The sequence below is a fragment of the Micromonospora globispora genome, assembly GCF_003857015.1.
Lineage (GTDB): Bacteria > Actinomycetota > Actinomycetes > Mycobacteriales > Micromonosporaceae > Micromonospora > Micromonospora globispora.
In genome coordinates this window covers 1-12109 of record NZ_QGGF01000765.1, presented here as the reverse complement: position 1 = coordinate 12109, position 12109 = coordinate 1, and the positions used below count along the sequence as shown (strand labels likewise).

Sequence of the window (12109 nt, the reverse complement as noted above, 5' to 3'; positions counted from 1 at the left end):
GGCCCGTACCGACCAGTCGGCGTCGATGGCCGGGCCGAGCGCGGCGACCAGGCTGGACAGGGCGGCGTCCAGGTCGTCGGCGGTGACCGTCATGCCGTCCTCCCGGGGTCGAGGGGTTCCCATCCTGCCGGAGCCGAGCCCTCGCCGCCGTCCCCGGCCGCTCGTGGGGTCGGTAGCATCCGTGCCATGTCCCGCGCCACCCATCCCGGTGCCTGCCCGCTGGACTGCCCGGACACCTGCACCTGGCAGCTCACGGTGGAGGACGGCCGGGCGGTCGCGCTGCGCGGCGACCGCGACCACCCGTTCACCCGGGGCGTGCTCTGCGGCAAGGTGAACCGCTACCTGGACGCCGTCAACGGGCCCGACCGGTTGACCCACCCAATGGTGCGGACCGGACCGAAGGGCGTCGGGCCGGTCTCCTACCGGCCGGCCACCTGGGAAGAGGCGATCGGCCGGGTGGCGGCCGGGCTGCGGGCGACGATCGACCGGGACGGCCCAGAGGCCATCCTCCCCTACTACTTCGCGGGCACGATGGGACACGTGCAGGGCTGGACCATGGGTCCACGGCTCTTCGCCCACCTGGGCGCCTCCCGGCTGCGGACGACGATCTGCACCGCCGCCGCCGGGGCGGCCCTGCGCTCCATGTACGGCGGCGCGGTGGGCTTCGAGCCCGAGTCCATCGTGGATGCGAAACTGATCGTGCTCTGGGGCGCCAACCTGCTCTCGACGAACCTGCATCAGTGGCCCTTCGTGCAGGAGGCCCGGCAGCGCGGCGCGTACGTGGTGACCATCGACCCGCTGCGGACGGACACCGCCGCGCGAAGTGACGAGCACGTCGCACCGCTGCCCGGCACCGACGCCGCCCTCGCGCTCGGGCTGATGCGACACGTCCTCGACAGCGGCGCCGCCGACGAGGCGTGGTTGGCGGCGCACACGGTGGGCTGGCCGGAGCTGGCGGCCCGGCTCGGCGAGTGGCCGGTGGAGCGGGCCGCGGCGGAGTGCGGCCTCCCCGTCGAGGCGGTACGCCGGCTGGGCGAGCGGATCGCCACCACCCGCCCCACCGCGATCCGGGTCGGGCTGGGCCTGCAACGGCACCACGGCGCCGGTCAGGCGATCCGGGCCATCTGTGCGCTGCCACTGGTCACCGGCGACTTCCGGTACCCGGGCGGCGGGGCCCTCTGCATGACGGGCGGCCACCACCCGGTCGACGACGAGGCGGTGGTGCGGCCGCCCGGCATGGCGGCCCCGCCCGCCCGGTCGGTCAACATGAGCCGGCTCGCCGCCGTGCTCACCGGCGAGGCCGATCCGCCGGTGACGTCGCTGGTCGTCTTCAACGCCAACCCGGCCGCCACCGCGCCGGACCAGACCCGGGTGCACGCCGGCCTGCGCCGCGACGACCTGTTCACCGTCGTGCTCGAACAGCGCTGGACGGACACCTGCGACTTCGCCGACGTGGTGCTGCCCGCCACCATGCAGCCGGAGCACCTCGACCTGCACTCCTCCTACGGCCACCACTACACGACGCTCAACCTGCCGGTGACCCGGGCGCCCGGCGAGGCGCTGCCGAACACGGAGATCTTCCGTCGGATCGCGGCGGCGCTCGGCCTCGACCATCCCCGGCTGCGGGACAGTGACGAGGACCTGGCCCGGCAACTGCTCCGCGACGCGCCGGTCAGCTTCGAGGAGCTGCGCGAGCGGACGTACGCCCGGACGACCGGGGTGGCCGTCGGCTCGGCCCCGTACGCCGACGGCGGTTTCCCCACGCCGGACGGCCGGGCCCGGCTGCTCGACCCGGCGCTCGCCCGGCACGGGGTGGACCCGCTGGTCGGGTACACGCCGCCGGTGGAGGCGGCCGACCCGGACCTGGCCCGTCGCTTCCCGCTGGTGCTGGTCGCCCCGGCCGGGCGGTTCCTGATGAACTCCACCTTCGCCTCGCTGCCCTGGCACGCCGGCCGGATGGGGCCGCCCCGGGTGCACCTGCACCCGGACGACGCCGCGGCCCGCGGCCTGGCCGACGGTGACGCCGTGCGGGTGCACAACGACCGGGGTTCCTTCCTGGCCGCGGTCGCCGTGGACGAGGCCACCCGTCCCGGCCTGGCCTTCACGTACAAGGCGTACTGGGCGCGGCTGAGCCCGGGCCGGGCCACGGTCAACGCGGTCACCGCGGTCCGCGACACCGACCTGGGCGGCGGTCCGACGTTCCACGACAACCGGGTCGAGGTCGAGCCGGTGCCGACGGAGCTGCTGGAGACCGACCCGGTACGCGTCACGGAGCCCGTCGGCCGCCGGTGAGCATGCCGGCGGCGGCGAGGGCACAGCAGCCGGCGACCGCGGCGAGCAGCAGGCGGTAGCCACCGGCGGTGTGCAGCACAGCGGCCGCGGCGAGCGGGGCGGTGGCTTTCGCGACGGTGACCAATGCGGCCATCCGGCCGGCGAGGCTCGCGTAGGCGGTGGTGCCGTAGCGGTCGGCGACCAGGGCCGGGGTGGCCAGGCTGGCGACGCCGAACCCGAGTCCGAAGCCGATGACGCCGACGACGGCGCCGGCGCGGGTGCCGGCGAGCCAGGGTAGGGCGAGAACGGCGACTGCCTGGACGGTGAAGATCGCGGCCACGATCGTGGTGAGGCGCAGCCGCCGCCGGGCACCGGTGAGGACGAGCCGGCCGGTGACGGAGAGGACCCCGAGCAGCCCGGCGGTGCTGGCGGCGAAGGTGGCCGGGTGACCGCGGCTGGTGAGGTAGCCGACGAGGTGCACGGTCATGGTGCTGGTCGCCGCGCCGTGGGCGACGAAGGTGACGGCCAGGACCCAGAATCGCGCGTCCCGCATCGCGCTCCGCACCACGGCCCGCCGCTGCTCATGGTTCGGCCCGGTGACGCCCGGGCTGGTGGTGCGTGGGCTCGCCGGCGCCCGACGGACCGCGAGAGCGTGCAGGGGCACGGCGACCAGGCCGTGAACGGCGGCCAGGACGAGCAGCGCGCCGCGCCAGTCGAGGTGTTCGACCAGTAGGCCGGTGAGCGGGAGGAAGATCGTGCTGGCGAAACCGGCGACGATGGTGACGGCCAGCAGCGCGGTGCCGCGTCGTTCGGGGCTGAAACAGGAGACGACGACGGCGAAGGCGGGTTCGTAGAGGACCATCGCACCGGTGACGCCGACGCCGATCATCACCGCGTAGAGCTGGGCGACGGTGGTGACCTGGGACCACACCAGCAGCAGGACGGTGGCGGCGAGGGAGCCGGCGGTCATCAGGACGCGTCCGCCGTGCTGGTCGAGCCACCGCCCGACCGGGACGGCCATCAGGGCACCGGCGAGAACGGATGCGGTGAGCGCGCCGGTGACGGCGGTGGTGGACGCGTCGAGGGTGGTCGCCATCGGTCGGAGCAGGACGGCGTACGCGTAGTAGAGGGTGCCGTATCCGACGGTCTGGGTGACGGCGAGGGCGGCCACCACCCGCCAGCCGCCGGCGTGGTGCCCGCCGACCGAGGGGTCGGCGGGCACCGTCGGGGCGATGGCCCGCATCAGCTTCCGCAGCAGCCGCCGGCCGGGGCGGTGTCGAGCGAGATCAGGGTCAACGGTGCGGAGAGCAGGCCACCGGAGATGCCGGTGGCCAGACCCTTGCCGGTCGCATCGGCGGGCGCGGGGCCGCAGCAGCTGTCGCCGGTGGCGGAGTCGGCGGGGTTGCTGTTGCACACGCCGGTCTCCGGCAGGTCGAGCTGGACGTCGCGGGCCGCCGCCCAGTCGCCGGCGAGGGCCGCGACGACGGAACGGACCTGCTCGTAGCCGGTGGCCATGAGGAACGTCGGCGCCCGGCCGTAGCTCTTCATGCCGACCGCGTAGTAGCCGACCTCGGGGTGCGACAGCTCGTCCACGCCGTGCGGGGGGACGGTGCCGCAGGAGTGCTCGTTCGGGTCGATCAGCGGAGCGAGCGCACGGGTGGCGCCCATCACCGGGTCGAGGTCCAGGCGCAGCTCGGAGGCGATGGAGTGGTCGGGCCGGAAGCCGGTGGCGGCGACGATCCGGTCCACCACGATCGACTCCTCGCCGCCGTCGGCGTGCCGGACGGTCACGGCGATCCGGTCGCCGGTCGGCGTGAGGGCGTGCACGGAGAAGCCGGTGAGCAGCCGGATCCGGCCGGCGTCCACGTGCTCGCGCAGCCGGGAGCCGAGCGCGCCCCGGGCGGGCAGCGCGTCGGCCTCGCCGCCACCGTACGTGCGGGACGGGCTCGCGGAGCGGATCGCCCAGGTCACCTCGGTGCCGGGCGCGGCGGCGGCCAGCTCGGCCAGGGAGAGCAGCGTGTTCGCCGCCGAGTGGCCGGCGCCGACGACGAGGGTGTGCCGGCCGGCGAATCGGTCCCGGTCGGCGCCGAGCACGTCCGGGAGCGCGTGCTCCAGGAAGGCGGCGACGGCCCGCTCGCCCCGGGCGGGGAGGCCGGAGGCGCCGAGGACGTTCGGGGTGCCCCAGGTGCCGGAGGCGTCGATCACCGCGCGGGCCGGCAGCTCGTCGCCGTCGGCGAGGCGGATCAGGAACGGGGTCTGGTCCCGGCCGGCGGTGCGCAGCCGGTCGAGGCCGAGGCGGCTGATCGCCTCGACCCGGGCGCCGTAGCGCAGGTGCGGCTTGACCTGCGGCAGCTCGGCCAGGGGCTGAAGGTAGTGGGCGGCGAGTTCGGCGCCGGTGGGCAGGGCGTCGAGGTCGGGTGCGGCCCAGCCGGCCTCGTCGAGCAGCCGGCGCGCGGCGGCGTCGATGTTGTACCGCCACGGGGAGAACACCCGCACGTGTCCCCACTGCCGCACCGCCGCGCCGGCGGTGTCGCCGGCCTCGAGGACGGTGAAGGGCAGCCCACGCTCGTGCAGGTGGGCGGCGGCGGCCAGACCCACCGGTCCGGCGCCGATGACCACGACGGGCAGCTCGTCCATGATGCTCATCAGGGAACTCCTCTGAGTTGAAGATTGTCGAATCAAGAGAGTGCGGTTCGGCTCCGAGGTGGGAGCCGGGTTCGGTCAGTCGATGGCTGGGCTGCGGCGCTCCAGCAGGACCACGTCGCGCCAGCGGCCGTGGTGTCGGCCGACCCGTTCCCGGGTGCCGATGGTCCGGAAACCGGCCTTGTCGTGCAGGGCGAGGCTGGCGACGTTCTCGGGGAAGATGCCGGACTGGATGGTCCAGATGCCCGCTGCCTCGGTCGAGGCGATCAGCGCGTCCAGCAGCAGCCGGGCCACGCCTCGGCCCTGGGCGGCGGGATCGACGTAGACGGAGTGCTCGACCACCCCGGCGTAGACCGCCCGGGTCGAGGTCGGCGAGACGGCGATCCACCCGATGACGATGTCGTCGGCGTCGACGGCGACGAACCGGTGCTCCGCAAGCTTCGCCGCGTCGAAGGTCGCCCAGTTCGGCGCGGCGGTCTCGAAGCTGGCGTTGCCCCCGTCCAGACCGGCCTGGTAGATCGCCAGCACCCGCTCGGCGTCAGCTGCGCGCATCGGGCGGACGGTGATGTCGGTCATCAGCAGGCTCCGTTCGGACTGGGGGCGGGGCGGCCCATGACGACGTCGGCGGCGGAGGGAAAGCAGCCGACGCAGGTGTCGTTGATGCGGTAGTGACGGGCGGTGCCGACGGGCTCGACGAGCACGAACCGCACCTCGGTCAGGATCTTCAGGTGCTGGGAGACGGTGGACTGGGCCAGTCCGACCGCGGCGACGATCTCCCCCACCGACATCGGCCGGGCGTGGCGGGCCAGGTACTCGACGATCTGGACCCGGGTCGGATCGGCCAGGGCTCGGAACCACGACGCGTACGTCTGCGCCGTCGTCCGGTCGAGCAACTCGTCCATCGCCACATCCCAGCTCTATCGTTTATCGCCGATTGGCGATCGTAGCGTGGCAGGCACGGGTGCCGCCAGGCGGGCGGTGGCGACGACCAGCCGGGCCATCGCGGTCAGGGTGTCCGGGTCGACCCGGTCCGGGGTGTCGGCGGGGCTGTGGTAGCCGCCCATCCCCGCACCGAGACCGACAGCGGCGAGTCCGGCAACGCCGTACCGGCGGTTGTCGGAAGCGACCGGTCCGGCCGTGAGCGGGACGCCGGTGTGTCGCCCGGCCTGGCCGAGCAGGGCGAGCAGCCGATGGGCTGGTCCGCCCGCCTCGACGGCCACGGCTCCGTCGAGCCGGCCGGCGCCGTCCACGTTGACCACCATCGGGTTCGCGCCGTCGGTCCGCAATCGGCGCGCGTGGTGCGCGGAACCGAGCGCGCCGATTTCCTCGGCGTCGAGCAGCGCGACGGAGAGCCCGATGGTGTCGGGCAGCTCAGCCGACAGGACCCGGGCCGCCTCCAGGACCACCGCCACCCCGCTGGCGTTGTCCGACGCTCCGGGCTGGCGCAGGCCCGGACGGTCGCCGACCCCGTCGTAGTGCGCCGTCAGGAGCAGGTCGAGCCCGTCCGGCACCGGCGGGCGGACCACGGCGTGGACGTTGACACCGGTGACGTCGACGCGGCGCAACGGGGTGTCGCCGCTGAGCCAACCGTCACCGCGGGCGGCGGCCAGCACTGCGCCGTACGTGCCCGGGTCCAGGGTCAGGATCGGCAGCGGCCCGGGGTCCGGGCCGGCGAGGGTGGTGTACTGCCAGCCGTCGGGATCCACGGCACGCCGTACGAGCAGTCCGGCCGCGCCCTGGGCGTCACCGTGGGCGTCGAACAGACTCATCCGCTCCGGCACCACCAGCCAACGACCGGTCGGGTCATCGCTCCCGGCCACGCCGAGCGACCCGCGCCGCACCTCGGCCGAGTAGGCGGACGCCGGATGGATGGCGACCTCGCGGCCGAAGGCCAGATCCCCGACGAGCGTCGCGTCGCTCCACGTCACCCTCGGGGCGGCGGAGACCTCCGGCACGGCGCGGACGGCGAACTCGTCGGTCTCCGCCGTCGCGCCGAGAGCGGCCAAGTGCTCGACGAGCCAGGAGCGGGCGGCCGCGGCACCGCTCGACCCGACCCGCCGGCCGGCGAAGTCCTCGGCGGCGAGGGCGGTGACGGTGGCCGTCATCCGCTCCGCCGAGACCTGGCCGACCAGATTCGGCAGCGCGGCCCGCGGAGTCATCCGCAGCACCCCTGTCCGGCGGCTACGGCGTCGGCCCGGGCCTGGGTGCCGCAGCACGAACCGGCCGCCTCGGCGGCCTCCTGCGTGCCGCAGCACGGGCCGGCAGTCGCCGTCTCGGCCGCGGGCGGGAGGATCGATCCGACCGCCTGCGCGGGGCTGCCGCAGCAGGAATCGGAGCCGGTGACCGCGAGGGCCGCCTCCGGATCGCCGAGGAAACCGCCGGTCGTCCGGGTGTTCTCGCTCATCGTGCTGTCCTTCCGCCCGCTGCTATCGGGGGCTGATCAGGAGGTGGACGGTGGCGTGGGCGCGGTCGTAGCGCCGCTGCGCCCGCTGGGCGGCGGTGGAAACCTCCGCGCAGGGGTCGCAGAACCGCACCCCCGCCGCGGGCGACTTCGGTCGACGTACGAGTCGGAACATGATGTCTCCCCTTCCCACGGAGCCTGTCTTGACGTCCGTCTAAGCAGAGACTTGCACGCTGATTAGAGAGATGTCAACCTAGAGGCATGTCGAATCAACCGACGCCCCTCCCCGTGGTCGACCTGGCCGCCGATGCACCCTGCTGCCCGCCGCTGGCGCAGCGGCGGGTGCCGGCCGAGACCGCCGCGGTCCTCGCTCCGGCGTTCAAGGCCCTCGGCGACCCCGTGCGGTTGCAGCTGATGTCGATGATCGCCTCGGCCGAGGGCGGCGAGGCGTGCGTCTGCGACCTCACCCCCGCCTTCGACCTGACCGGCCCGACCATCTCCCACCACCTCAAGACGCTGCGCGAGGCGGGGCTGGTCGATGCCGAACGGCGGGGCACCTGGGTCTACTACCGGGCCCGGCCGGCGATCCTGCGCCAACTCGCCGCCCTGCTCACGGTCGAGCCGGCACCCGGCGCGTAGACCCGGCCGCCGGCCGCGGCACCGTTTGACACCAGGCGTTCGCTCAGCGATATTTGAGTCAATGAACGCTGAGCTTTCGTCCCTCGCCGGGCGCGCCCGTGTCCACGCCGCCCTCGGCGACCCCGCGCGCCTGGCGATGGTGGACGCGCTCACCCTCGGCGACGCCTCACCCGGCGAGATCGCCCACACCCTCGACATGCCGACCAACCTGGTCGCCCACCACGTCAAGGTGCTCACCGACGCCGGCCTGGTCGTCCGCGGCCGGTCCGAGGGCGACCGACGACGCAGCTACCTGCGGCTGCGGCCGGAGACGCTGACCGTCCTCACCCCACCGCCGCTGTCCGGGGTCGACCGGGTCGTCTTCGTCTGCACCCACAACTCCGCCCGCTCCCAGCTCGCCGCCGCCCTCTGGAAGCGTCGCACCCGCGGCGCCGCCGCCTCGGCCGGGACGAAACCGGCGAGCCGGGTGCATCCCCGCGCGGTCGCCGTGGCCCATCGGCACGGCCTGGAGGTCGACCCGGGCGGCACCGCCCACGTCCGGGACGTGGTCCGCGCCGACGACCTGGTCATCGCCGTGTGCGACAACGCCCACGAGGACCTCACCGGACCGGTCCGCCCCCGCCTGCACTGGTCCGTGCCCGACCCGGTCCGGGTCGACACCGACGAGGCGTTCGAGACGGCGTACGCCGACCTCGCCGACCGCGTCGACCGCCTCGCCCCCGCCATCCGATAACCATCCGGCACCGCTCCACGCCACCGACCCGATCATGGGAGAGAACAGACTGATGACCATCGCACTCCGACGGCGCCTGCTGGCCGAGTTCACCGGCACCGCGCTGCTGGTCACCGCCGTGGTCGGCTCCGGCATCATGGCCGCCAACCTCTCCCCCGGCGACGTCGGCCTCCAGCTGCTGGAGAACTCGATCGCCACCGCCTTGGCCCTCGGCGCGCTGATCCTGATCTTCGGGCCGGTTTCCGGCGCACACTTCAACCCGGTGGTCTCGGCGGCTGACTGGTTCCTCGGCCGACGCGCCGGCACCGGGCTCACCGGCCGGGACCTCGGCGGCTACGTCGCCGCCCAGGTCGCGGGCGCGGTCGGCGGGTCGATTCTGGCGAACCTGATGTTCGACCTGGCCGCCGTGGACTTCTCCGGCAAGGACCGGGCGGCCGGGCACCTCTGGCTCGGCGAGGTGGTCGCCACCTCCGGCTTGATCCTGCTGGTCTTCGCCCTGGCCCGGTCCGGCCGGGCCGCCGTCGCGCCGGCGGCCGTCGGGGCCTACATCGGTGCCGCCTACTGGTTCACCTCGTCGACGTCGTTCGCCAACCCGGCGGTGACCATCGGCCGGGCCTTCACCGACACCTTCGCCGGGATCGCACCCACCTCGGTGCCGGGCTTCGTCCTGGCCCAGCTCGTTGGTCTGGTGGTCGGCGTCGGTCTGCTGGCCGCCCTCTACCCCGACGCCGGCGCCGCCGCCGACCAGGTGGTCGTCCCGACCGAGGACGCGGCCGTCGACCACCACTGACCCGCGCCGACACACCAGTCCGTACCCGAGAAAGGCTCCCCATGAGTGACAAGCCGAGCGTCCTGTTCGTCTGCGTGCACAACGCGGGCCGGTCCCAGATGGCCGCCGGGTGGCTGCGGCACCTCGCCGGCGACACCGTCGAGGTCCGCTCCGCCGGCTCCGCCCCCGCCGACCAGGTCAACCCCGCCGCCGTCGAGGCCATGCGGGAGGTCGGCATCGACATCACCGACCAGACCCCGAAGATCCTCGAGTACGACACGGTGGAGTCCTCCGACGTCATCGTCACCATGGGCTGCGGCGACGCCTGCCCGGTCTTCCCCGGCAAGCGGTACGAGGACTGGAAGCTGGAGGACCCGGCGGGCAAGGGCGTCGAGGCGGTCCGCCCGATCCGGGACGAGATCCGCAGCCGGGTGGAGACGCTGCTCGCCGAGCTGCAGGCCTCCTGAGGCGGGACTTCCGACCCCTCGACACCGGTCCCTGCGCCCCTGCTCGGGCCCACCGCCGACGCCTAGCGTCGAAGGTGGGAACGAGGAGGTCGCCATGCGTACGTGGCAGGTGCAGGACGTGATGACAACGGACGTCGCGACGGTACGGGAGGGCACGGCGTACCGGGAGATCGTCGACGTGCTGACCGGCCGGCACATCACGGCGGTGCCGGTGGTGGACGACGCCCGGCGGGTGCTCGGGGTGGTCTCGGAGGCGGACCTGCTGTACAAGGTGGAGCTGCAGGGCCAGCCGCACGAGCGGCGGGTCTTCGTCCGCCGGCACCAGCGCGAGGCCCGGACGAAGGCCGGCGCGACCCTGGCCGCCGACCTGATGTCCACTCCCCCGATCACCGTGGCGCCCGACGCCTCGCTGGTGGCGGCGGCCCGGATCATGGACGAGCGTCACGTGAAGCGGCTGCCGGTGGTCGACGACCTGGGCCGGCTGGTCGGCATCGTGACCCGAGGCGACCTGCTCAAGGTGCACCTGCGCCCGGACGCGGACATCCACCGGGACGTGGTCGGCGAGGTGCTGCGGCGGGTGCTCGGGGTCCCGGACGGCGTGGTCGACGTGACCGTGTACGACGGCGTGGTGACCCTGACCGGCCAGCTCGACCGCTGGTCCACCGTGCACCTCGCGCTGCGGCTGACCGGTCAGGTCAGCGGCGTCGTCGAGGTCGTCAACGCGCTCGGGTACGCCGTCGACGACGCCCCGATGGCCGCGCTGCGGGCCGGCGCCTCCACCCCGGCCGGCATCGCCTGAACCGTGCGGCCAGCGCCGGCGCCGACCCGAGGATCGGCGCCGGCGGTCGTTCAGCCCTCCGCGAGAACGTCCAGCAGGAGCGAGGCGGTCCAGCTGAACGCCGGCGAGCCGAGCCCGGCCCCGGTGTCCGGGTGGAAGTACTCGTGGCAGCCGCCCCGGGCCACCAGCTCCAGCATCGACTCCCGCAGCCCGGCGGCAAGGTCGGGGCGGTGGTGGGCCCGCAGCCCCCGCCAGAGCAGCCAGTTGGTGTTCATCCAGCTCGGCCCGCGCCAGTAGCGCAGCGGCTCGAAATCGGGTGCGGTCCGGTCGTGGCTGGGCAGCGGACGGTCCATCCGCGCCGACAGGCCGAACCGGGGCGAGCACGCCTCGGCCAACACCGCCCGCACCTGCCGGGCCGGCAGGTCGGGCAGGATCAGTGGCATGAGGCCGAGCACCGTCCGGGCCGGGATCAGCCGGCCGGTGCGCAGGTCGAGCGGGTGGAAGGTGCCGGTGACCGGGTCGTACAGCCGGTCGACGAGGGCCGCGGTGATCCGGGCCGCCCGGTCCCGGTGCGGACCGGGTTCGGCGCCGACCACGGCCGCGATCCGGGCCAGGGCGTGCTCGGCCACCCCGAGCGCCGCGTTGACCAGCGGACACTCCACCAGGAACGGATGCCGTCGCGCCAGCCGGCCATCGGCGTAGCGCTGCTCCCGGTAGGACGCCACGATCGCGATGTAGCGCGCGTAGTCGAGGTCCGTGGGGCGGTGTGCGGCGTCGGCGTGCGCGGTGTCGTGCCGGCGGTACGCCCGCATGACGGCCGCGTCGGCGGGCACGGCGGCCATCGGGGTGTCCCAGGCGGGGCTGTTGTCCAGGCCGGACTCCCACGGGTGCACGATGCAGGCCAGCCCTCCACCGCCCAGGTCCCGCCGCCCGGTGAAGTAGCGCTGCTGGGCGACCAGCCGCGGGTAGAGCCGGCGCAGCGCCTGCACCGACGCCTCGGAGGGGGCGCGACGGTGCACCAGCCAGGCCGCCGCAGCGTGCACCGGCGGCTGGATCAGCCCGGAGGTGGCGGCGGCCGGGGCACCGTCCGCGACCGCGGAGTCCCAGAACTCCGGCCCCGGGAAGTACGAGCCGACCCGGAGCCCCGGGTTGAACACGATGTGCGGCACCCGCCCGTCGGCCCACTGGGCGGCGAAGAGGGTGTGCAGTTCCCGCCAGGCCCGGTCGGGGCGGATGTGGGCCAGACCGACGGCGATGAACGCCGAGTCCCAGCTCCACTGGTGCGGGTAGAGGGTGCGGGAGGGGACTGTATGGTCGTGCTCCCAGTTGGCGTCGAGGGTGTCGATCGCCAACCGGCGCAGGTCGGCGACCGTCCCGGCGGCCCGTGGTGTCGGCGCGGCCGGTCCAC

Annotated in this window: 14 protein-coding genes; 6 read left to right on the top strand and 8 right to left on the bottom strand. The window is 74.3% G+C overall.

The genetic code is table 11. The annotated features are described in order from the left end of the window. The first annotated feature begins 186 nt into the window (after nucleotides 1-186). Entirely contained in the window at nucleotides 187-2292 is a 2106-nt protein-coding gene (locus tag DKL51_RS33575; RefSeq protein WP_124813252.1) for a molybdopterin-containing oxidoreductase family protein, read from the top strand. Here the strand turns inward: DKL51_RS33575 and DKL51_RS33570 are convergent. The 7 genes from DKL51_RS33570 to DKL51_RS35475 all read right to left on the bottom strand — a co-directional run bounded on the left by DKL51_RS33570 (nucleotide 2267) and on the right by DKL51_RS35475 (nucleotide 7490). Next, entirely contained in the window at nucleotides 2267-3514 is a 1248-nt protein-coding gene (locus DKL51_RS33570; RefSeq protein WP_124813250.1) for an MFS transporter, read from the bottom strand. The genes DKL51_RS33575 and DKL51_RS33570 overlap by 26 nt on opposite strands. Next, complete coding sequence (locus DKL51_RS33565; RefSeq protein WP_124813248.1) at nucleotides 3514-4917, bottom strand: FAD-dependent oxidoreductase; 1404 nt, start codon at nucleotides 4915-4917, stop codon at nucleotides 3514-3516. The genes DKL51_RS33570 and DKL51_RS33565 overlap by 1 nt, the downstream gene beginning before the upstream one ends. Nucleotides 4918-4992: 75 nt before the next feature. Continuing rightward, a complete protein-coding gene (locus DKL51_RS33560; RefSeq protein WP_109946060.1) occupies nucleotides 4993-5490 on the bottom strand; it encodes a GNAT family N-acetyltransferase in 498 nt (165 codons plus the stop codon). Continuing rightward, nucleotides 5490-5816 (bottom strand): ArsR/SmtB family transcription factor, encoded by a 327-nt coding sequence (locus DKL51_RS33555; RefSeq protein ID WP_109946068.1) that lies wholly within the window; start codon nucleotides 5814-5816, stop codon nucleotides 5490-5492. Before DKL51_RS33555 ends, DKL51_RS33560 begins: the two co-directional genes overlap by 1 nt. A gap of 15 nt (nucleotides 5817-5831) precedes the next feature. Then, complete coding sequence (locus tag DKL51_RS33550) at nucleotides 5832-7073, bottom strand: M28 family metallopeptidase (protein ID WP_207783931.1); 1242 nt, start codon at nucleotides 7071-7073, stop codon at nucleotides 5832-5834. Further along, the gene (locus DKL51_RS33545) at nucleotides 7070-7318 is read right to left on the bottom strand and encodes a hypothetical protein (RefSeq protein ID WP_109946061.1); all 249 of its coding nucleotides are present in this window, start codon (nucleotides 7316-7318) and stop codon (nucleotides 7070-7072) included. Before DKL51_RS33545 ends, DKL51_RS33550 begins: the two co-directional genes overlap by 4 nt. 22 nt (nucleotides 7319-7340) lie before the next feature. Continuing rightward, complete coding sequence (locus DKL51_RS35475; protein WP_165823189.1) at nucleotides 7341-7490, bottom strand: hypothetical protein; 150 nt, start codon at nucleotides 7488-7490, stop codon at nucleotides 7341-7343. An 86-nt stretch (nucleotides 7491-7576) separates the two neighbouring features. On the opposite strand from DKL51_RS35475, the gene DKL51_RS33540 reads away from it, so the two are divergent. The 5 genes from DKL51_RS33540 to DKL51_RS33520 all read left to right on the top strand — a co-directional run bounded on the left by DKL51_RS33540 (nucleotide 7577) and on the right by DKL51_RS33520 (nucleotide 10722). Next, a complete protein-coding gene (locus DKL51_RS33540; RefSeq protein ID WP_109946062.1) occupies nucleotides 7577-7954 on the top strand; it encodes an ArsR/SmtB family transcription factor in 378 nt (125 codons plus the stop codon). A 61-nt stretch (nucleotides 7955-8015) separates the two neighbouring features. Beyond that, entirely contained in the window at nucleotides 8016-8687 is a 672-nt protein-coding gene (locus DKL51_RS33535) for an arsenate reductase/protein-tyrosine-phosphatase family protein (RefSeq protein ID WP_109946063.1), read from the top strand. A gap of 52 nt (nucleotides 8688-8739) precedes the next feature. Further along, complete coding sequence (locus DKL51_RS33530) at nucleotides 8740-9477, top strand: aquaporin (RefSeq protein ID WP_109946064.1); 738 nt, start codon at nucleotides 8740-8742, stop codon at nucleotides 9475-9477. Nucleotides 9478-9518: 41 nt separating this feature from the next. Then, nucleotides 9519-9923 (top strand): arsenate reductase ArsC, encoded by a 405-nt coding sequence (locus DKL51_RS33525; protein ID WP_109946065.1) that lies wholly within the window; start codon nucleotides 9519-9521, stop codon nucleotides 9921-9923. A gap of 94 nt (nucleotides 9924-10017) precedes the next feature. Further along, complete coding sequence (locus DKL51_RS33520) at nucleotides 10018-10722, top strand: CBS domain-containing protein (protein WP_109946066.1); 705 nt, start codon at nucleotides 10018-10020, stop codon at nucleotides 10720-10722. 50 nt (nucleotides 10723-10772) lie between these two features. On the opposite strand, the gene DKL51_RS33515 is transcribed toward DKL51_RS33520, so the two are convergent. Next, nucleotides 10773-12062 carry an MGH1-like glycoside hydrolase domain-containing protein gene (locus tag DKL51_RS33515; protein ID WP_109965983.1) on the bottom strand — a complete coding sequence of 430 codons (1290 nt, stop codon included), beginning with the start codon at nucleotides 12060-12062 and terminating at the stop codon, nucleotides 10773-10775. Between the last annotated feature and the right edge of the window lie 47 nt (nucleotides 12063-12109).

What these genes read in the sequence shown, in the direction of transcription:
- DKL51_RS33565 (WP_124813248.1), bottom strand. Translation starts at nt 4,917, where the DNA reads ATGAGCATCATGGACGAGCTGCCCGTCGTGGTCATCGGCGCCGGACCG.
- DKL51_RS33520 (WP_109946066.1), top strand. Translation starts at nt 10,018, where the DNA reads ATGCGTACGTGGCAGGTGCAGGACGTGATGACAACGGACGTCGCGACG.
- DKL51_RS33555 (WP_109946068.1), bottom strand. Translation starts at nt 5,816, where the DNA reads ATGGACGAGTTGCTCGACCGGACGACGGCGCAGACGTACGCGTCGTGG.
- DKL51_RS33575 (WP_124813252.1), top strand. Translation starts at nt 187, where the DNA reads ATGTCCCGCGCCACCCATCCCGGTGCCTGCCCGCTGGACTGCCCGGAC.
- DKL51_RS33540 (WP_109946062.1), top strand. Translation starts at nt 7,577, where the DNA reads ATGTCGAATCAACCGACGCCCCTCCCCGTGGTCGACCTGGCCGCCGAT.
- DKL51_RS33545 (WP_109946061.1), bottom strand. Translation starts at nt 7,318, where the DNA reads ATGAGCGAGAACACCCGGACGACCGGCGGTTTCCTCGGCGATCCGGAG.
- DKL51_RS33530 (WP_109946064.1), top strand. Translation starts at nt 8,740, where the DNA reads ATGACCATCGCACTCCGACGGCGCCTGCTGGCCGAGTTCACCGGCACC.
- DKL51_RS33560 (WP_109946060.1), bottom strand. Translation starts at nt 5,490, where the DNA reads ATGACCGACATCACCGTCCGCCCGATGCGCGCAGCTGACGCCGAGCGG.
- DKL51_RS33570 (WP_124813250.1), bottom strand. Translation starts at nt 3,514, where the DNA reads ATGCGGGCCATCGCCCCGACGGTGCCCGCCGACCCCTCGGTCGGCGGG.
- DKL51_RS35475 (WP_165823189.1), bottom strand. Translation starts at nt 7,490, where the DNA reads ATGTTCCGACTCGTACGTCGACCGAAGTCGCCCGCGGCGGGGGTGCGG.
- DKL51_RS33550 (WP_207783931.1), bottom strand. Translation starts at nt 7,073, where the DNA reads ATGACTCCGCGGGCCGCGCTGCCGAATCTGGTCGGCCAGGTCTCGGCG.
- DKL51_RS33525 (WP_109946065.1), top strand. Translation starts at nt 9,519, where the DNA reads ATGAGTGACAAGCCGAGCGTCCTGTTCGTCTGCGTGCACAACGCGGGC.
- DKL51_RS33535 (WP_109946063.1), top strand. Translation starts at nt 8,016, where the DNA reads ATGAACGCTGAGCTTTCGTCCCTCGCCGGGCGCGCCCGTGTCCACGCC.